Raw genomic sequence first — 18,759 nt, 5'->3', positions numbered from 1 at the left:
CCGGCTCAGGTCTCCGGCTCGGTGGTGAACAGCAGCGGATATCCCTTGGCGCGGCCGGCATCGGTCGCGCGGGTCGCCTTGGTCTCGGCAACGTCCTTGGTGAAAACGGCCACCACGCAGACGCCGAGCTTATGTGCGGTGATCATGACCTTGTAGGCCTGGTCCTCGGTCATGCGGAATTCCGCCTTCAGGATCATCACCACGAAATCGCGCGGGGTGAAGTCGTCGTTGACGAGGATCACCTTGTAGAGCCGCGGACGCTCGGTCTTGGTGCGTACCTTCGTCTTGGGCTTGGTGACGGCATCGTTCATTCTAAGGGCGCGCCTGTGTTCCTGATGCGGCAGTCGAGCCACGATACAGGCTTCGGCCGCTCCGGGAAACCACGGGCTGCATGCCTTGCCCGATGGGCGCACGCAGCTGCCTGACATCCGGGCAAACCCCGGGGACTAACCGGAATGTGAATGGATGTGTGCGTTCCCGCTTTGCTGTCTGCGGATTGCATGTCACCATCATCAGACGCGATTGGAGGGCTGCTCATGCGCTGGTGGATCTCGATCGGGGTGGCGTGTCTGGCGGGCGCCTTGGCCGGCGGCGACGTTGCCACCGTCGTGGCAGCGCCGAGCACCCAGCCGGCTCAGCAACTGAGCGAGAAGGAAGCGTCCGTCGACGTCGAACTGATCCTCGCCGTCGATGTGTCCTACTCGATGGATCTGGACGAGCTGGCGATCCAGCGCGAAGGCTACGCCCAGGCGCTCAGCTCGCGCGAGTTCCTGCAGGCGCTGAAGAACGGCGTGCACGGCCGCATCGCCGTGACCTATTTCGAATGGGCGGCTTCGAGCGACCAGAAGATCATCATTCCCTGGCGCCTCATCGACGGACCGGAAAGCGCCGACGCCGTGGCCGCCGAGATCATGAAGACGCCGATCCGCCGCGCGTCGCGCACCTCGATCTCCGGCGCGATCTACTTTGCCATGCCGCTGTTCGATGAGAATCCCTATCGCGGGCTGCGCCGCGTCATCGACATCTCCGGCGACGGGCCCAACAACAACGGTCCCTCACCGGTGACGATCGCGCGCGACGAGGCCGTCGACAAGGGCATCACGATCAACGGCCTGCCGATCATGGTCAAGGAGCCGTCCTACTCGACCATGGATATCGAGAACCTCGATCTCTACTACAAGGATTGCGTGACCGGCGGCCACGGCTCGTTCGTGGTCACGATCAAGAGCCGCGACGAATTCAAGGAAGCCATCCGCACCAAGCTGCTGATGGAGGTTGCCGGACGTACACCGCCGCCGCGCATCGTGCCGGTCGCCGACGATGCCGACAAGGAGCCGCGCGTGTCCTGCACGATCGGCGAGAAGATCTGGCAGGACCGCTGGGGGCGGTGACCAAGCAGGCCCGGGCTGCCGAGCAGACGAGCGCGCAGGGAGGCTCGATTGGTAAGGCGCCGCCGATCTCAGCCGGCCGTCCCAGCATGGACCAACGCCTGTTTCAATTCGGCCTCGACCTCCCGCAGGCTGCGGAGCGCCGCACCGAATTCGCCATTGCCGATCGATTGCCAGATGAGCTCCACGCGCGCCGCGAGACCGCCGAGCGCCAGTCCAAACGTCGCGGCCTCCTTGAGCGCGCCCTTCTCGTTGATCAGGTAGCGTCCGTTGACCGCAAACAGCACCTGCGCAAGGCAGGCGAGGGCGCGATAGGCGCAGCCCGCGACGTGGGTATGGTCGCCACGCCCGACAGCCAACTCGGCATTATCGATGCTGAATGCGATCTCCCACTGGAAGCGCGCAATAATCGCGTCGCGCAGGCGGCGCGGATAGGGCGTGCAGCGCGACTTCAGTCCCGCCAGCAGTTGCGCGGGATCGTGCAGCGGGCGGCAGAGCGCAACCTCGCCCATCCAGATCGCCGAGACGAAGCCATGCGGATGGCCTGGCTGGTAGTGCATCTCGATCCGCCCTTTCCGGCAGTCGTCGATCACGCCGCCGACTGCATCGATCTCGCGATAGAGCAGGTCGACCTTGTGCCCGTCGATTCTGAGCCAGCCGCCGCCGACGACCCACTGTCCCCAGCCGCCGACCGCCGTCAGTTCGACCGTTTGCGGGGCGTCGACGAGCCGCCGCACTGCTTCGCGCAGCGCGTCGGTGTCGAGGTCGTGCCTGGATGCGATGTAGAGCCCGACGTCGTAGTCCGAGCCCGCCTGCGCGGTGCCGCGCGCACGTGATCCACCGAGCGCGATGGCGCGCAGTCCCGGGACATCGGCAAGTTCGCCAACGATGCGGGTCAGCAGCGGGTCAGGCATTCACGTGTTCTCCCAGGATGACAGTATGAAGTTCTTGCGTGGAAAAACTCCACAGGGCCGCCGTTCAGGCTGATCTGTTGCCATTAAGCCACAATCTCCCAAAAACCAGGGGTTGTACCTCTCGCAAGTTTCCCTTTGCCACCGTGCCGCCGCGATTGGGCCGCGACCATGAGCGGGTTGAGGCGGAGGCGCACAGAACATGCGTATCATCGACCGGACAGCCCATCCCGCGCAGCGCGTCAGGCGCTCGTCAGTCATCCAAGGTCGGCGTGCAGGGCTCGCTTGCCAACTTCTCAGGGCAGCGCTGGTGTGTGCGGCGGCGGCTTCGCTCGCAGCCTGCGCGCAATCATCGGCGGTCCGGCAGGCGCGCTGGGCGGCGCCGACGAAGCAAGCCGGAGCCGAATTCCGGCCGCAGGTGCAGCGTGCGGAGACGGCGCCGGAGTCAGTGGTGCGCGTCCGGCGGGCCGAGCTCAGCCCGCCGCCGGCGCACTCCGGAGCGTCCGGTCTCGCCAGCTACTATTCGGAAGGCCAGAAGACCGCGAGCGGCGAGCGCTTCAATCCCTCCGAGCTGACGGCCGCGCATCGCAGCCTGCCGTTCGGCACCCGGCTGCAGGTCACCAACGTCAAGACCGGCCGCTCCGTGGTGGTGCGCGTCAATGATCGCGGACCGTTCGTGCAGGGGCGGGTGGTCGACGTGTCCTACTCAGCCGCGCAGGCGCTCGGCATGGTCAACTCCGGCGTCGCGCCGGTGAAGGTCAGCGTGGTCAGGTAGACATATCCTCGTCATCGCGAGCGTAGCGAAGGATCCGGGGCCAAGAAGAATGCCTGCGTTGCTTCGCCGCTTCGCTCGCGATGACGTGCAGGCATCGAGATCAGCTCACCGCACCAGCCGTGCCACCAGCTCCACATGCGGCGTGTGGCGGAATTGGTCGACCGGCACCACGGTCTCGAGCCTGTAGCCGCCGTCGATCAGCATGCGCACATCGCGCGCGAACGTCGTCACGTTGCAGGACACCGCGACGATCACCGGCACCTTGCTGGCCGCGAGCTGCTTGGCCTGCGCCTGAGCGCCCTGGCGCGGTGGGTCGAATACGACAGCGTCGATGTCGCGCAATTCCGGCGGCATCAGGGGACGGCGGAACAGGTCGCGCGTTTCGGCCTTGATCGGCTTCAGGCCGGGCGTACCGGCCGCCTTCTGCAGCGCCGCGACCGAGCCGGCATCATTGTCCATGGCGGTGACGCGCGCCCGCGTAGCGAGCCGGAGCGCGAACGGGCCGACGCCGCAGAACAGGTCGGCGACGTGCTTGGCTTTGCCGATCCGCTCCAGCACCAATTGCGCCAGCGTCTCCTCGCCTTGCACGGTGGCCTGCAGGAACGAGCCGGGCGGCAGCGTCACCTGTGCCGTACCCATCGTGACCACGGGCGCATTGCGCATCAGCACCAACTCGCCATGGCGGGTCAGCCGCGCCAGCCGGTGCTGTTCGGCGAGGCGGGACAGGGCCGCGATGCGCGGCGGCGGCAGCGGGCCGGAGCCGCGGATGTCGATGTCGAGGCCGTTGCTTGTCGCGGTCGCCTGGATGTCGAGCGGCTTGCCGGTCGGCTTCAGCGCCTCCGCCAGCGCCCACGCGGCTTCCAGCGCACCGTCCAGCGCGGGGTCGAGGATCGGGCAGCGGTCGATCGGAACGATGTCGTGGCTGTTGGCTGCCGAGAATCCGACGCGGAGAACCTCGTGCGTGCCCATCCGGGCGTGGAAGGTGGCCCGGCGCCGGCCGGTGCCGTGGGCATCGATCAGATCGGCCACGTCGCAATCGACCTTGGCCGCCCGTAGCGTCTCGACGACGATGTTGCGCTTCCACTGCTGATAGGGCTCGGGCGCCCAGTGCTGGATGGCGCAGCCGCCGCAGACGCCGAAATGCGGACAGAACGGCGCGATCCGCTCGGGGCTCGGAATTTCCACCGCGAGCAGCTTGCGGCGATCGGGATGGCCGGGAACGACGGCCGCCTCGACGGTCTCGCCGGCGAGCGTATAGGGCACGTAAAGCGCCTCGCCCGATGACAGCGAGGTGCCGTCGCCGCGATGGCCGACATGGTCGATGACGAGACGCTCAACCATGGCGGCGTGCTCCCAGGAAGAACTCGGCGTTGCCATCGCCGCCCTTGATCGATGATGGGAAGATCTCGATGTCACTGCAGCCGAGCGAGGTGGCGAAGGTGGCGATGTCGTCGCAGACGGCGGCGTGCACCGCTGCATCCTTGATGATGCCGCCCTTGCCGTGTGCGCCCTTCGCCTCGAATTGCGGCTTGATCAGCGCCAGCAGGCTCATCGGCGAGGCCGCGAGCGACAATGCGACCGGCAGCACCGCCTTGAGCGAGATGAAGCTGCAGTCGATCACGACGATGTCGGGGCGCTGCGGCAGGCGCTTGCCGTCATAGCTGCGGATGTCGGTCTGCTCCATCGACACGATCTTCGGATGATTGCGCAGCGAGGGATGCAATTGGTCGCGGCCGACATCGATGGCGAATACGACAGCCGCGCCATTGGCCAGCAGCACCTCGGTGAAGCCGCCGGTGGAGGCGCCGACGTCGAGGCAGACATGGTCCTCGACCTCGATGCCGTAATGCTCCAGTGCTGCCGCAAGCTTGACTCCGCCACGCGACACCCAGGGATGCGCCGGCTCCGCCTGCAGCACGGAATCAACTGGGATGCTCTCCGAGGCTTTGCCGACCTGCTTGTCGTTTGCGAACACGAGCCCAGCCTCGATCGCCGCCTGCGCCCGCGCGCGGCTCTCGAACAGGCCGCGTTCGACCAGGAGGATGTCAGCACGTTTGCGGGCAGGGGGCATGAGTTTGATCAGTCGTCATGAATTGTTGAGCACGCACACCAAATTCAGTGTCGTCCCGGGCAAGCATCAGCGCGCATCGCGCGTTGATGCGCCGACCCGGGACCCATAACCACAGGACTTAGTTTGTAGGGAGATGGCAACTACGAGTCTGCCCAACATGACGTCCTGTGGTTGGGTCCCGGCGCCGCGTGCGCAATTGCGCACTAGGCCGGGACGACAGTGGTGTGAGGCGAGATCGCGCCTCATACAGTGAGTTCGTAGGGTGGGCAAAGGCGCGTGCACCGGCCGCTCCGCAAGCTCGTATCGCAATTGACGCGCCGGGCCCACCATTTCGATTGTGGGCGCGGATCCACGGTGGGCACGCGTCGCCTGACGGCGCCGCTTTGCCCACCCTACGGCGTCTTGCCGAGGAGCCGCTCCGCCGCCAGTTCCACGCAAGTCTCGAACGCCGCCAGGTCATGCCACACATCCCCCGACCGCTCGCGCGGGAGGACCAGCGGGGCACCGTACAGGTCGAGCGCGTGCATCATCATCAGGTTGTCGGGCAGGCCGAAATCCTCGACCGTCAGGCCCTCTGCATCGACCAGGCGGCCGTCCTGCTCCGTCACCGTCGTGAAGCGGCGGGCGCAGTCGGCATAGACGGCGGGATCGTTGCAATAGCCCAGGCAGAGCTTGCCGCGGCCCGCCATGTAGCCGAGCTCGTAAACGGTGCCGGCATCGGCGCCGGGCCCGCGGAACGGCGTGAGATTGGCGATGATGGCATCGGCGTCGTCCATCATCGCCTCGTTGCCATGGAAGATCTGGCGCGAGGCGTCGGAGGAGGCGAGGTCAACGCTGTTGTCGAGGGGGTAGCGGCCGATCAAGCCATGGCGATCGCAGATCGCGACTTTCCGCCGGCCGATTTCAATGGCATCCGGCAGGAACACGTCGGGACCTGCCAGATAGATCTTCATGGCTCACCACCACGGCGGGACGCAAGCTCGCCTCAGGCGAGCTTGACCGACTCGGTCGTGTAATCCTTGCCAAGCGCCTCGAACACTTTACGGACGATGCCCTTGGCGTCCAGCCCGGCGCGGGCGTACATCGCCGCCGGCGTGTCGTGGTCCTGGAACTCGTCCGGCAGCACCATGGTGCGCATCTTCAGGCCGCCGTCGAGCATGCCCTGATCGGAGAGATACTGCATTACGTGCGAGCCGAAACCACCGACGGAGCCTTCCTCGATCGTGATCAGGATGTCGTGCTCGCGGGCGAGCTTCAGCACCAGCTCTTCGTCGAGCGGCTTCATGAAGCGCGCATCGGCGATCGAGGCGGACAGGCCGTGTGCGGCGAGCTCGTCGGCCGCCTTCTCGCACTCGGCGAGCCGGGTGCCGAAGGAGAGCAGGGCGACCTGCTTGCCCTGGCGGATCATGCGGCCCTTGCCGATCGGCAGCGGCACGCCAACCTCCGGCATCTCCACGCCGCGACCTTCGCCGCGCGGATAGCGCACCGAGCTCGGCCGGTCGTTTATCGCGACCTGGGTCGCCACCATGTGCACCAGCTCGGCTTCATCGGAGGCCGCCATGATCACCATGTTCGGCAGGCAGCCGAGATAGGCGTTGTCGAACGAGCCGGCATGGGTCGCGCCGTCGGCGCCGACCAGGCCGGCGCGGTCGATCGCGAAGCGGACCGGCAGGCTCTGGATGCAGACGTCGTGCACGATCTGGTCGTAGCCGCGCTGCAGGAAGGTCGAGTAGATCGCGCAGAACGGCTTGAAGCCTTCGGCCGCGAGGCCGGCGGCGAAGGTCACGGCATGCTGCTCGGCGATGCCGACGTCGAAGGTGCGCTTCGGGAACGCCTTGGCGAAGATGTCGATGCCGGTGCCGGACGGCATCGCGGCGGTGATGCCGACGACCTTGTCGTCCTTCTCGGCTTCCTTAACCAGGCTCTGGCCGAACACGTTCTGATAGGCCGGCGCGTTCGGCTTGGCCTTGGCCTGGGTGCCGGTGGCGATGTCGAACTTGGCTACCGCGTGATATTTGTCGGCCGCCGCTTCCGCGGGCGAGTAGCCCTTGCCCTTCTGGGTCACGACGTGGACCAGGATCGGGCCGGTCTCCATGTCGCGGACGTTCTTCAGCACGGGAAGCAGGTGGTCGAGGTTATGGCCGTCGATCGGACCGACATAATAGAAGCCGAGCTCCTCGAACAGCGTGCCGCCGTCCATCATGAAGCCGCGGGAATACTCCTCGACGCGGCTGGCGCGGTTGGCGATCACCTTGGGAAGATGCTGGCCGAGCTGCTTGGCGGCATCGCGCAGGGTGCGGTAGGTCTTGCCCGAGTACAGGCGCGACAGATAGGCCGACATGGCGCCGACCGGCGGCGCGATCGACATGTCGTTGTCGTTGAGGATCACGATCAGGCGGGAGTTCATCGCGCCGGCATTGTTCATGGCCTCATAGGCCATGCCGGCGGACATCGCGCCGTCGCCGATCACCGCGATCACGTTGTTCTTGCCGCCCGACAGGTCGCGCGCAACCGCCATGCCGAGGCCGGCGGAAATCGAGGTCGACGAGTGCGCGGCGCCGAACGGATCGTAGTCGCTCTCGGCGCGCTTGGTGAACCCGGAGAGGCCGCCGCCGGTGCGCAGGGTGCGGATACGGTCGCGGCGACCGGTCAGGATCTTGTGCGGATAGGCTTGGTGGCCGACGTCCCAGATCAGGCGGTCGCGCGGCGTGTCGAACACATAATGGATGGCCGTGGTCAGCTCGACCACGCCGAGACCCGCGCCGAAATGGCCGCCGGTTACCGAGACCGCGTCGATGGTCTCCTGGCGCAATTCGTCGGCGACCTGCCGGACCTGCTCGACCTTCAGCCGGCGCAGATCTTCCGGAGTCTTGATGGTGTCGAGAAGCGGCGTCTTACTAAATGTGGTCACGGTGACATTCCAATTTTGCAGGTCGGGTTCAAGGGCCGACATCTGAGAGGTTCATCGTAACGGGCGGCGAAACCTGAAGTCTTGAAGGTGACATCCGCGCGGATCGAAGCCGCAGTCCGGAGACTAGCCGGGTTTTGGATCGATCTATGTGATGTAAGTCACTCTTGGTGGCCTTGCCGTCCTCGTTAGTCGCCCAAGATCGCCAAGTCGTTCAGCCAAGTCAGTTTTGCTAGCTCCTGCAAGCGCTTAGTTTCCTCTCTCCAGAGAGGATAAACACTTCCAAAAACCCGCAGTTGCGAGAAGCTTTACACCAAAGTGCGTCTTAAAGCCAACCCGACGGGAGTTGGCAAGCCCGCAAACGGTACCCTTGCGCCACCTCTCAACCGCGGCGGCGTGCCGGAGGTTCCATTCAACTGCTCAAATCGACGGCAGCCGGCGCTCCGGAATAGACCGGGGAAGCCGGCTCGGTCCAGGTCTTTTCCCGCGGCGCAAAATCCGCCGATGCGGTGATTGCGCACGCCGCGGCGCCGTGAGCCATGCGTTCGCGTAAGGGATTGGTCCGTAGACGATCATGAAGAAGTCGTCGGCGTGCGGCCTTTCGTTGGCCGTCACGAAGTCGATGCGGAAGAACTGCGAGCGAAGCACGTCGTCATGATTGCGCCGTATGATCGCGGACCCCGAGCGGCACGATCACAGGATCAGGGGCGAACTGCCGATTCAAATCGTGTCGCATGGTAAACGAAGGACGCACCTCTGGGTCTCAGGTGGCCAACGCGGCGGCCGAGATTTCGCCGAGGGGCACCTCGCGGCCGAGCTCTTCGATGCAGTTGCACCGATCTGCGGCTGAATTGCACGATTGAGAGGCGCGCTTTGCCCGCGTCGACTCGCGCCCGGCGGCAGCGAAATAAATCCGGACTGTCGCTCGGAGAGGGCCATTCGGCCGCAAGCCGCTATTGCACGTCGAGCGGCACGGTTCCGGTCGCATGGCCGCTGGCGTCGGTCGTGATCTTCTCGACCCGGGCCTCCGCCTGGCGCAGCAGCTCCTCGCAGCGCCGCTTCAGTGCTTCGCCGCGCTCATAGATCGCCACCGACTCCTCGAGCGGCACCTTGCCGTCCTCGAGCCGCTTCACGATCGATTCCAGCTCCTCGATCGCGCGCTCGAACGACAGCTTCTTGACGTCGGTTACGGTGTTGTCCGCCATGCGGGTTCCCTGCAGCTCACTCAACTCCGGGGCCGTGCTTTTACACCCCGGTCGCGGCCATGTCAGGCCCCGCCGGGGGTGGGATCGGCTGGAACCTGGGGATCACGCCCCGGTCAGGGCCGCAACGTGGGCCGAGACGGATTCTTTAAGCCCTTGAAGGTCATAGCCGCCTTCCAGGACCGAAACGACCCGCCCGCCGGCGGATTTGTCGGCGAGATCCATCAGCTTGCGGGTGACCCAGCCGAAATCCTCCGCCCGCAGGTTCAGCGACGCCAACGGGTCGCGGTAATGGGCGTCGAAGCCGGCCGAGATCATCACGAGCTCGGGGCTGAACTTGGTGAGCTGCGGCAGGATCAGGTTCTCGAAGGCGGAGCGGAACTCAAGGCTGCCGTCCTCGGAGGCCAGCGGCGCGTTGACGATGGTGTCGTGCTCGCCGCGCTCGCCGCGGGCGCCGGTGCCCGGGAACAGCGGCATCTGGTGGGTTGAGCAGTACATCACGCTCTTGTCGGCCCAGAAGATGTCCTGGGTGCCGTTGCCATGGTGGACGTCGAAGTCGACGATGGCGGCGCGCTCGATGCCGAAAGTGCGCTGGGCATAGCGGGCGGCGATCGCGACATTGTCGAAGAAGCAGAAGCCCATCGGCTTCGCGATCTCGGCATGGTGCCCGGGCGGACGCACCGCCACGAAGGCGTTGCGGTGGCGGCCGGACATCACGGATTCGGTTGCCGCGACGGCGCCGCCGACGCCGCGCATCACGGCTTCCCAGGTGCCCGGCGACATCGAGGTGTCGCCGTCGAGATAGATGATGCCCGAGGTCGGGGCCATCTGGCGCAGCTCGGTGACGTAGTGCTCGTTGTGGCAGAGCAGGGCCAGCTCGATATCCGCCTCCGGGGCCTCGTCGCGATCGAGCAGGGCGAAGCGCTCCTCGGTCAGGGCCTCCTCGACCGCCCGCAGGCGGTCGGCGCGCTCTGGGTGGCCGGACGGCGTGGCGTGATCGAGGCAGGCTTCATGAGAGAGATACAGCGTCGACATCAGGGCTCTGCCACTCGCGCGTTGCGGGAGTGTCCAATCTATGCGCTGAACGCAGCCTCGGAAAGAGCCCCGCGGGCGATATGACCGGCTTTCCGGCGGGCGCGGCAGGCGTCACGAAGCCTTGTTGACGATGCGGCCGCGCGGCGGCGGGGCCAGCGGGCTGTTGGACTTGAGATAGGCGAACAGCGCCTCGTCGTCATAGGGTCCCGTGATCGGATCGCGGCCGCTCTTGAATGCGGTGAAGCCGTCGCCGCCGAGCGCGAGGTAGTTGTTGATGGTGACCCGGTAGGACGCGGCGAGGTCGATGGCCTTGCCGTCGAGCATCATGCTGGCGGCGTCGATCCGAGCGTTCGCGGACTGTTTCGCATCGAAGGCATAGGAGAAACCGCTGGAGACCTGCAGGATGCGCGGCCGCGCCGGGTCGAGCCATTGCTGCTCCAGCGCGGCCTTGATCTCGGCGCCGGTCAGGGTGACCGTCGTCAGCTGGTTGCGAAACGGCTGGCTCGCGAACACGTCGGCATAGGTCACCGCGCCGCCGTCGCGGCGAACGAGATCGGTCCGGATGCCGCCGGGATTGGTCATCGCGATGACCGCGCTTCCCTTGTCCGCCGCGGCTGTCGCTGCGAGCTGGGCATCGGCGATGACGTCGCCGAGCACGCTCTCGCCGGAGGCGTTCGGCAGCCGCGACAGCGTCGCGGCGAGCACGCCGGCGGGGCGGTTGGCGTAGGGCGCCGCGAGCTTCTCATAGGCGTCGATCAGCGCGGTCTGCGCCGGATCCTTCGGCAGGGTGGTGTCGACGACGATGTTCGTCGCGGTGGCGCTGATCACGTCGCGCGTGGTGCGGTCGAGCTTGACGTCGATCGCCGTCACCAGCGTGCCGAACTTGTCGCCCGAGGTGACGAGCCGCTTGTCGATGGTGCAGACATAGGCCTGATGGGTATGGCCGGAGATGACGATGTCGACCGCGCTGTCGAGGTCCTTGACGATGTCGACGATCGGCCCCGACAGCCCAGGACATTCGTTCATGCCGCCGGACGGCCAGCCGCCCTCGTGGATCAGCACGACGATCGCCTGCACGCCCTTGGCCTTCAATTCCGGGATCAGCGCGTTGACGCTCTCGGCCTCGTTGCGGAAGTCGAGGCCGGCCGCGCTCGCCGGCGAGATGATGCCGGCGGTCCCTTTCAGCGTCAGCCCGATGAAGGCGACCGGGATGTCCTCGAAGGTGCGGATCTCATAGGGCGGAAACACCGTCTTGTCGGTGCCGGCGAGGAATGTCGACGCCGCGAGATAATGGAATTTGGCGCCGGTGAACGGCTGCGGCCCGCCGCAGCCGTCGGTCGGATGGCAGCCGCCGTTCTGCATCCGCAACAGCTCGGCCTTGCCCTCGTCGAACTCGTGGTTGCCGACCGCCGACAGCGCGAGCCCCATCTGCGACATCGATTCGATGGTCGGCTCGTCGTGGAACATCGCCGACAGGAACGGGCTCGCGCCGATCAGGTCACCGGCGGCGACGAAGATCGTGTTGGGCTGGCCGTCGGCGAGCAGCTTGACGAGGCTCGCCATGTGCTCGGCGCCGCCGGCAGGAACGACGGTGGTCTTGGTTGGATCGGCGGGATCGGCGACGCGGATGCCGGAGGAGGGCGGCTTCAGATTGCCGTGGAAGTCGTTGATGGCGAGGATGCGCAACGCCACCGGCTCGTCCTCGGCCGATGCCGGCGGGCCGGCGATGCTTGCAACGGCGGCACCGGTCAGCAGGCAGGCGAGGGCGAAGCGGGAGAGACGGCTCATGGCAGGGTCACGTGTGATGCAGGGGCCGCGGGACGAAGCGCGATTGCCCCGCCGCGGTCGCAATGACATAAAATGATTTCATAACAACAATACATCGGGAGGCCGGAATGAAAAGAATGATGCTGCTCGCCGCCACACTGTCGCTCGTGGCCGGCTCCGCTGCAGCGCAATCGCTGCCGGACCTGATGAAGCAGATGGTCGCGGCGTGGAATAAGCCGACCGAGCCGTTCAAGGTGATCGACAACGTCTACTACGTCGGCACCAACGGGCTCGCCTCCTACCTGATCACCACACCGCAGGGCCACATCCTGATCGATACCGTGATGCCGGAATCGACCGCGCAGATCGAGGCCAGCATCGGCAAGCTCGGCTTCAAGGTCGCCGACATCAAATACATCCTCAACACCCACGCCCATATCGACCACACCGGCGGGCTGGCGCAGATCAAGCAGGAGACCGGGGCGCAGATGGTGGCGGGAGCCAAGGACGTGCCGCTGCTGGAAGGCGGCTTCTATCCGGGCCGCGAGGAGGAGCGCTATCTCGGCTTCCCGCCGGTCAAGGTCGACCGCGCCGTGCGCGAGGGTGACACCGTGACGCTCGGCGGCGTCACCTTGACGGCGCGCGAGACCCCCGGCCATTCGCCGGGCTGCACCAGTTGGACGACCGACGTGAAGGATGGCGACGCCACCCGCAGCCTGATCTTCTTCTGCAGCGCAACGGTGGCGCTGAACCAGCTGGTCGGCCGTCCCACCTATCCGGGCATCGTCGACGATTACAAGAAGACCTTCGCCTGGGCCAAGACGGCGCACCCCGACATCCTGCTGGCGCCGCATCCGGAGATGTACGACATGGCGGGAAAGCGAGCGAAGATTGCCGACGGCGCGCCGAACCCGTTCGTCAAGCCGGGTGAATTCAACGCCTATCTCGACAAGCTCGAGACGCAGTTCAACGAAGGCCTCGCCAAGCAGACGGCGGCGCTGCAGTCCGCAAAGTAGTTGCGGCGTCCGCTATGCTGGATCGGCGGCGGCGAGCCGGTCCAGTGTGAAGCCGGAGAGGTCGACGCACGGCGTCTCGCCCCGGGCCATCGCCGCGAGCGCCTCGCCGACGGCTGGCGAATGCTTGAAGCCGTGGCCCGAGCAGGCCGAGGCGTAGATCACGTCGGCGTCACCCGGATCGTGGTCGATGACGAAGCGGCCGCCCGGCGCGTTGGTATAGAGGCAGACCTCGCTGCGCAGGCAGCGCGGGCCGAGATCCGGCACGAAGGAGCGGACATAGGTCTCATAGGTCGCGGCGATTTCGTCCGCGGTCACCTCGCGCGCCACGTCGTCGGGATCGGTCTCGCCGGTCATCACTTCATTTGCGATCTTCACGCCATTGTCCTGCGAGCCCAGCCAGGGAAAGCCATAGATGTCGGAGGCCGCGCGATCGCGGCCGGTGACGTCCCAGATGAACACCGGCGTGCCCGGTCCAAAATGCTGCGGATTGGACAGGAGCTCGAACCAGTACAGCACTTGCCGGGTGACGTGGACGCGGCGGCGCAGCGGCGCGATCATCTCGGTGATCCATGGTCCGGTGGTGACGATCAATTTGTCGGCCGACGCCGTCGTGTCGTCGTCCATGGTCACGGTGAGGGCGCCCGCGGCACGGCGAAACGCTGTCACGCGCCGGCCGGTCTGCAACTCGGCGCCATGGCGCGCGGCGACCGCGAGCTCGGTGCGCACGCAGTCCTCGACCAGGAGATAGCCGCCTTCTCGATCGAGAAAGGCGCGATCGCCGGGCGCGGTGGCAAAGGCCGGATAATCCGCGCCCAGCCGCTCCGCGGAAAGCGTCTCGCCGTCGACGCCGTGCAGCCGCGCCGCAGTTTCAATGTTGCTGAAGAACTGCGCGCTGCTGACGCCGTGGACCTCGCCGCCGTGCTGGCTCGGAATGAACAGGCAGCCGCATTGTTCGAACAGCCGCGTGCTGGTTTCTCGCTCCAGCGCGCGCCAGATCGCGTGCGAGCGCTGCGCCAGCGGCGTGTAGTCGACGCCTTCGCCGATCGCCGCGCGGGTGATGCGGGTCTCGCCATGGGTCGAGCCGAAGCGGTGCGGCGGCTGGAAGCGGTCGATGCCCAGCACGCGCCTCCCGGTCTTGGCGAGATGCAGCACGGCGGCGCTGCCGACCGCGCCGCAGCCGATCACGATGACATCAAACTGCGCCATGCGCGCCCGCCGCGGCCTCGCTCACTTCTTCTTCTTGCGCGATAGGAACGCCTTGAACGCGCTGACCGCCTCCTCGGAGGTCATGCGCTCGGCGAACAGATAGGCCTCTTGGTCGATGCGCCGGGTCAATTCGTCCGGCGCGGTGCGGATCAGCTTGCGCCCGATCGCCACCGCCTCGGCCGGCAGCCGGCAGATGTCGCGCGCCACCTTGTGCGCCTCGACCTCGGTGTGGCCCGGCGCCACCACCGTGTTGACGAAGCCGGCGATCTGCGCATCCGTCGCCGTCATGGTGCGCCCCATCACCAGCATCGCGAACGCCCGCTGATAGCCCATGGTCTGCGGCATCAACAGGCTCGAGGCGCCCTCGGGCACCAGGCCGAGATGGATGAAGGGCGTCGAGAACGTCGCCGTGGTGGAGGCCAGCACGTAGTCGCAGTGAAACAGCATCGTCGTGCCGATGCCGATCGCGACGCCGTCGACCGCGGCGATGATCGGCTTGACGTTATGCGCCAGCGAATACAGGAACTTGGTCGCCGCCGAGGTGCGCGCGGCGTCGTTGCCGGCCGACCCCGCATGCAGGAAGTCCTCGAGGTCGTTGCCGGCCGTGAACACGCCAGAGCCGCCGGTGATGATGATGCATCGCACCAGCGGATTGTTCTGCGCGGTGTCGATCGCATCGCTCATGCCGAGATACATGGCCTGGGTGATCGCGTTCTTCTTCTCCGGGCGCCTGAGCTTGATCGTCCGCGTCTCGCCCTCGTCGGTCACGATCAGATGGTCGGTCATGGGCCCCTCATGCGTGTGCGCCGGCCGCTGCGTTGCCGCCGATCAATTTGTCCAGTCCTGCATCTCGCCGCAGCCTACATCATCCGCTGGTCGCGCCAAGGGCTGAAGCGGTCATTGGTCGCGGAGGGAATGCGGGCGTGATCGCAGGCGAGCGCTCGCCATGATTCTCGTCGTGGTTTACGTCTGGTTTGCAACAGCATCGGCGTCTGCTATCGTCCCACGCAGAACTGCGATCTTTTGCAAGGCAATTCGATGACCAAGGTCTTTTCAGTGCTGCTGTCGCTGCTGCTGCTCTGTCACGCCTTCCCGGGGATCGCTGAGGCTGCCGCCACCAACCGCGCGCTGCTGTCGCTGTTCTGCGCGTCCGGCGCGATCGCGGGCACCACCTGCAAGCGCGCCAGATCCTATCCCGACTCCGAGGGGCGCCGCTGTGACGTCACCCTGAAGCCGGAGCGGCAGCAGGGACGTTTCCTGGCCTCCAGCAATCCGCTGCTGGTCGTGAGCTATGGCAGCGGCTGCGAGCCGCACGCGACCGATTTCGGCGGCGCGGTCGTGTTCGAGCAGGTCGGCGGCGCCTACAAATTTCGCGGCTTCCAGCCGGGCATGCAGGTGAATGAATGCGTCATCTCCACCGCCAGGGACGAAGCGCAGGACGTGCTCGTCTGCCTGACCGGGCATATGGGGCAGGGGGTGGTCGAGACCGGCGTGGCGCGCGTCGGCTTCGCCAGTGCCAGCGGCGGGTCCATCGAAATGTCCTACGATTTTTTGCTGCAGGCCGAGGACACGACGGGAGCCTACCTGACCAACATCGTTAGCTGTTCGGAGCAGCTCAAATATTTCGGCCTGTCGAAGCTCGCGGCCGGGCCAACCCCCGGCAGCGTGGTCGCCGCCGTCAGCTACGCCGATCGCGAGACGATCAGCACGGCCTGCGCCAAGGGCTTTCCGAAGCCGAGGGACGCGGAGGACATGCGCGAGCTCGCTCCGGGCGAAGCCTTTGTGCCGGACGGTTACGCCAAGAGCGGCAACGTCATCATCGAGATTGCAAGCCGCTCGGCAAAGTTGCGCTGAGTCTGCGGCGGTCCAGTTGTCGCGCCTCAGCGTGATCCGTCCGGGCGGGGCGGGGCAGCCGGCGGGCGCGGAACGGCGGCCGAGGCCGGCTGCTGCCGCACCACCTCGCGCCGCAGCGCCTGCTCCAGCACCGCCAGCCGCGTCGCCATGCGGGTCAGCTCGTCATGCACTGAGCCCTGAACGCCCTGCACGGCATGCTGCACCTCGCGCAACGCGTCGCGCTGGGTCTCCGCCTTGAGCACCCTGAACTCGGCCTCGATCGAGGTCAGGCGGTTGTTGACCGCCCTGATCGCCTCGGCGATCTCCTTCTGGCCGTCCTGCAGCGCGCGCACGTGATCGACCAGCCGCAGATGATCGGTCAGCTCCTCGACCGTCTTGCCGATATTGCTGCGGCCCCACATTACTTCACCGACCTCAGCAGGGTCCTGATCGTCGCCAGATGGTCCTCCGGCGATCCGAGCCGCGCCGAGATCGCGCTCATCAGATCCTTGCGCAGTTCCGACAGTTCGTCCTCAGGCACGATCCGCTCGACGGGTTCATCATAGGCCATCCGCCGCGGCTCGACCTCGACGGGGCGCGGCGCGACGTCGAAATAGGGTGGCCGCTCGTACACCGGGATGTGCGGCGCCTGACGCGATGACGTGACGCGCGCGAGACTCGGAAACCGTGGTGGCGGCGTGCGCGCCGGACGTTCGATCTGATCGATCAGCGCCGCCAGCGCGACGTCCATGTTGCTGTCGTCAGGCTCATCGTCGACAACGTAGGACGGCTTCCGCAGTGTCGCCCCATTCGCGGGCGATGATGACGTGAATGACGATGCGTGGTCGCGGAGTCGCGCGATGACCCGGCGGACTCGCTCGCCGAGACCTGGCTTCTCCCTGGCCGGTGTTCGCATCAACATGTCACTCTCCAGCGGAACAGCTTAGGCGAGCAGGGAAAAGCTTAGCAAGAGGCAGTCGTCGAGCTGCCAACAGGATGTATGGCGGTAGCCGGCGCAGATGCTTGCGCGCGCCGGTCCCGCAGGTCCGTTGCCGGGGTTGTCGTCTGCGCCCGCCTATAGTGCGATACAGTGTGCACAAGAAGCGACCGGCGCAGGCCGCCGGCGCTCGGGTTCCGGGGCGAGAGGTAAGGAACAACCATGTGGTCGGGCCGTTCGGACATGACTGCGTCCCCTCCAACGCTCCGAGGTCCCCCGATGTATCACCACGTCAAGAAGCTGATGTTCACCGTTCGTGTCGACGAGCCCGATCCGCGCTTCGGCAACATGCTGCTCGAGCAGTTCGGCGGCGCCAATGGCGAGCTCGCCGCCGCCATGCAGTACTCGATCCAGGGCCTCAACTGCGAGGATCCCGACCGCAAGGACCTGTTGATGGACATCGGCACCGAGGAGCTCAGCCATCTCGAGGTCGTCGGCACCCTGGCGCGTCTGCATCTGAAGCCGTCGAAGTTCGATCGCGAGGCCGCCGAGGCCGATCCCTTGATCGCGATTGCCGGCGGTGGCGGTGTGAACCTGTTCAACTCGCAAGGCAATGCCTGGACCGCCGATTATCTGAAGATCACCGGCGAGCTCGACGTCGACCTGCGCAGCAACATCGCCGCCGAGGCGCGCGCCAAGATCGTCTACGAGCGGCTGATCAACTTCACCGACGATGCCGGCACCAAGGACGCGCTGCAGTTCCTCATGACGCGCGAGATCACCCACATGAAGGCGTTCGCGGTGGCGCTCGAGAGCATGGGCAAGCCGGCCTTCAGCATCGGCCGCCTCGCGCCGACGCCGGGCCTGGTCGACCAGTTCTTCAACGATTCCACGGGGGCCGGCGATCATGGCGAGATCGATACCCGCGGCCCCTGGAACGAGGGCGGCGACTGGGTCTTCACGGAGTCGCCGGCGATCCAAGCCGGTGAGCCCGGCGCGGCGTCGTCGATCGTCACCGAAAGCTCGCCGCCGGCCGACGAATCCGGCCTGAGCGATCTGCTGATGGACGAGCTGCGCGACCTCCTCCATGCCGAGAAGCAGCTCACCAAGGCGCTGCCGAAGATGGCCGAGGCCGCGCGCTTCGACCAGCTGCGCGAATTGTTCGAGCAGCATCTGGTCGAGACCGAAGCGCAGATCGAGCGCATCAACGAATGCTTCGAGCTGCTCGGCAAGACGCCGCGGGCAAAGCCCTGCAAGGGCATGATGGGCCTCATCGAGGAGGGCCAGGAGATCATGACCAAGGCCGAGGACAAGGAGGACGCCGCCGCCGACCTTGCGCTGATCGGCGCCGCGCAGCGCGTCGAGCACTACGAGATGTCGGGCTACACGACCGCGCGCAATCTCGCCTCCCAGCTCCGCCACAGCGCCGTCGTCGCGCTGCTGTCGAAGTCGCTGGCCGAGGAGGAGAATGCCGATCAGCTCCTCAACCAGGTCGCGCGCTCCTTGATGTCGGTCGCCAAGATGCCGGCCGCGATCGAGCAGGCGTGAGGCGGGGAGCGGGACCTGCGCGGCGCTTGCGCCATGCAGGCCGCCGGGGCGCGCAGGCGCCACCGTGGAGCGCAGCGCAAACATTGCGTTACAACAACTGTCATCGCCCGCGCAGGCGGGCGATCGAGTACTCCGAAACGGTCGACTTCAGTCGAGACGCCG

Annotated in this window: 18 protein-coding genes; 5 read left to right on the top strand and 13 right to left on the bottom strand. The window is 66.4% G+C overall.

Annotated features, from left to right (window positions below):
- Positions 1-5: 5 nt before the first annotated feature.
- The gene (gene clpS, locus QW881_RS19010) at positions 6-311 is read right to left on the bottom strand and encodes an ATP-dependent Clp protease adapter ClpS (RefSeq protein ID WP_035654766.1); all 306 of its coding nucleotides are present in this window, start codon (positions 309-311) and stop codon (positions 6-8) included.
- A 225-nt stretch (positions 312-536) separates the two neighbouring features.
- Between clpS and QW881_RS19005 the strand changes: the two genes are divergently transcribed.
- Positions 537-1,391, top strand: a complete 855-nt coding sequence (locus QW881_RS19005) for a DUF1194 domain-containing protein (protein ID WP_315758038.1) — start codon at positions 537-539, stop codon at positions 1,389-1,391.
- A 68-nt stretch (positions 1,392-1,459) separates the two neighbouring features.
- Here the strand turns inward: QW881_RS19005 and QW881_RS19000 are convergent, their stop codons facing one another.
- Complete coding sequence (locus tag QW881_RS19000; protein WP_315758037.1) at positions 1,460-2,302, bottom strand: nucleotidyltransferase domain-containing protein; 843 nt, start codon at positions 2,300-2,302, stop codon at positions 1,460-1,462.
- Positions 2,303-2,501: 199 nt separating this feature from the next.
- Here QW881_RS19000 and QW881_RS18995 point away from each other — a divergent pair, with 199 nt between their 5' ends.
- Positions 2,502-3,074: a septal ring lytic transglycosylase RlpA family protein gene (locus QW881_RS18995; protein WP_316158959.1), complete on the top strand. Its 573-nt coding sequence runs from the start codon at positions 2,502-2,504 to the stop codon at positions 3,072-3,074.
- A 105-nt stretch (positions 3,075-3,179) separates the two neighbouring features.
- Here the strand turns inward: QW881_RS18995 and QW881_RS18990 are convergent, their stop codons facing one another.
- The 7 genes from QW881_RS18990 to QW881_RS18960 all read right to left on the bottom strand — a co-directional run bounded on the left by QW881_RS18990 (position 3,180) and on the right by QW881_RS18960 (position 12,078).
- Positions 3,180-4,415: a class I SAM-dependent RNA methyltransferase gene (locus QW881_RS18990; RefSeq protein ID WP_315758035.1), complete on the bottom strand. Its 1,236-nt coding sequence runs from the start codon at positions 4,413-4,415 to the stop codon at positions 3,180-3,182.
- The gene (locus QW881_RS18985) at positions 4,408-5,145 is read right to left on the bottom strand and encodes a TlyA family RNA methyltransferase (RefSeq protein ID WP_316158960.1); all 738 of its coding nucleotides are present in this window, start codon (positions 5,143-5,145) and stop codon (positions 4,408-4,410) included. Before QW881_RS18985 ends, QW881_RS18990 begins: the two co-directional genes overlap by 8 nt.
- 392 nt (positions 5,146-5,537) lie before the next feature.
- Entirely contained in the window at positions 5,538-6,098 is a 561-nt protein-coding gene (locus QW881_RS18980) for a nucleoside 2-deoxyribosyltransferase (RefSeq protein WP_316158961.1), read from the bottom strand.
- Between the two features lie 32 nt (positions 6,099-6,130).
- On the bottom strand, positions 6,131-8,056 hold the full coding sequence (gene dxs / locus QW881_RS18975; RefSeq protein WP_315758032.1) for a 1-deoxy-D-xylulose-5-phosphate synthase: 1,926 nt from the start codon (positions 8,054-8,056) through the stop codon (positions 6,131-6,133).
- A 950-nt stretch (positions 8,057-9,006) separates the two neighbouring features.
- Entirely contained in the window at positions 9,007-9,258 is a 252-nt protein-coding gene (locus QW881_RS18970; protein WP_315740877.1) for an exodeoxyribonuclease VII small subunit, read from the bottom strand.
- Between the two features lie 102 nt (positions 9,259-9,360).
- Positions 9,361-10,290 carry a histone deacetylase family protein gene (locus QW881_RS18965; RefSeq protein WP_315740876.1) on the bottom strand — a complete coding sequence of 310 codons (930 nt, stop codon included), beginning with the start codon at positions 10,288-10,290 and terminating at the stop codon, positions 9,361-9,363.
- 111 nt (positions 10,291-10,401) lie between these two features.
- Positions 10,402-12,078: a bifunctional metallophosphatase/5'-nucleotidase gene (locus QW881_RS18960; protein ID WP_316158963.1), complete on the bottom strand. Its 1,677-nt coding sequence runs from the start codon at positions 12,076-12,078 to the stop codon at positions 10,402-10,404.
- Positions 12,079-12,185: 107 nt separating this feature from the next.
- Between QW881_RS18960 and bla the strand changes: the two genes are divergently transcribed.
- Positions 12,186-13,073: a subclass B3 metallo-beta-lactamase gene (gene bla / locus QW881_RS18955; RefSeq protein WP_315758030.1), complete on the top strand. Its 888-nt coding sequence runs from the start codon at positions 12,186-12,188 to the stop codon at positions 13,071-13,073.
- 12 nt (positions 13,074-13,085) lie between these two features.
- On the opposite strand, the gene solA is transcribed toward bla, so the two are convergent.
- Positions 13,086-14,279: an N-methyl-L-tryptophan oxidase gene (gene solA / locus QW881_RS18950; protein WP_316158965.1), complete on the bottom strand. Its 1,194-nt coding sequence runs from the start codon at positions 14,277-14,279 to the stop codon at positions 13,086-13,088.
- A gap of 21 nt (positions 14,280-14,300) precedes the next feature.
- Positions 14,301-15,065, bottom strand: a complete 765-nt coding sequence (locus tag QW881_RS18945) for a crotonase/enoyl-CoA hydratase family protein (RefSeq protein ID WP_315758028.1) — start codon at positions 15,063-15,065, stop codon at positions 14,301-14,303.
- Between the two features lie 252 nt (positions 15,066-15,317).
- Here QW881_RS18945 and QW881_RS18940 point away from each other — a divergent pair, with 252 nt between their 5' ends.
- Positions 15,318-16,133, top strand: a complete 816-nt coding sequence (locus QW881_RS18940) for a hypothetical protein (RefSeq protein WP_316158966.1) — start codon at positions 15,318-15,320, stop codon at positions 16,131-16,133.
- Between the two features lie 26 nt (positions 16,134-16,159).
- Here QW881_RS18940 and QW881_RS18935 read toward each other — a convergent pair whose 3' ends face one another.
- Both QW881_RS18935 and QW881_RS18930 read right to left on the bottom strand, forming a co-directional pair.
- Positions 16,160-16,534, bottom strand: a complete 375-nt coding sequence (locus tag QW881_RS18935; protein ID WP_315758026.1) for a hypothetical protein — start codon at positions 16,532-16,534, stop codon at positions 16,160-16,162.
- Positions 16,534-17,034 carry a hypothetical protein gene (locus tag QW881_RS18930; protein WP_315758025.1) on the bottom strand — a complete coding sequence of 167 codons (501 nt, stop codon included), beginning with the start codon at positions 17,032-17,034 and terminating at the stop codon, positions 16,534-16,536. The genes QW881_RS18935 and QW881_RS18930 overlap by 1 nt, the downstream gene beginning before the upstream one ends.
- Positions 17,035-17,328: 294 nt before the next feature.
- On the opposite strand from QW881_RS18930, the gene QW881_RS18925 reads away from it, so the two are divergent.
- Positions 17,329-18,597: a DUF892 family protein gene (locus QW881_RS18925; RefSeq protein WP_315758024.1), complete on the top strand. Its 1,269-nt coding sequence runs from the start codon at positions 17,329-17,331 to the stop codon at positions 18,595-18,597.
- The last annotated feature ends 162 nt before the right edge of the window (positions 18,598-18,759 follow it).

The sequence above is a fragment of the Bradyrhizobium sp. SZCCHNS3016 genome (assembly GCF_032484535.1).
Taxonomy (GTDB): Bacteria; Pseudomonadota; Alphaproteobacteria; order Rhizobiales; family Xanthobacteraceae; genus Bradyrhizobium.
Note: the sequence above shows the minus strand (reverse complement) of the source record. Positions and strands in the feature narration are given on the sequence as shown.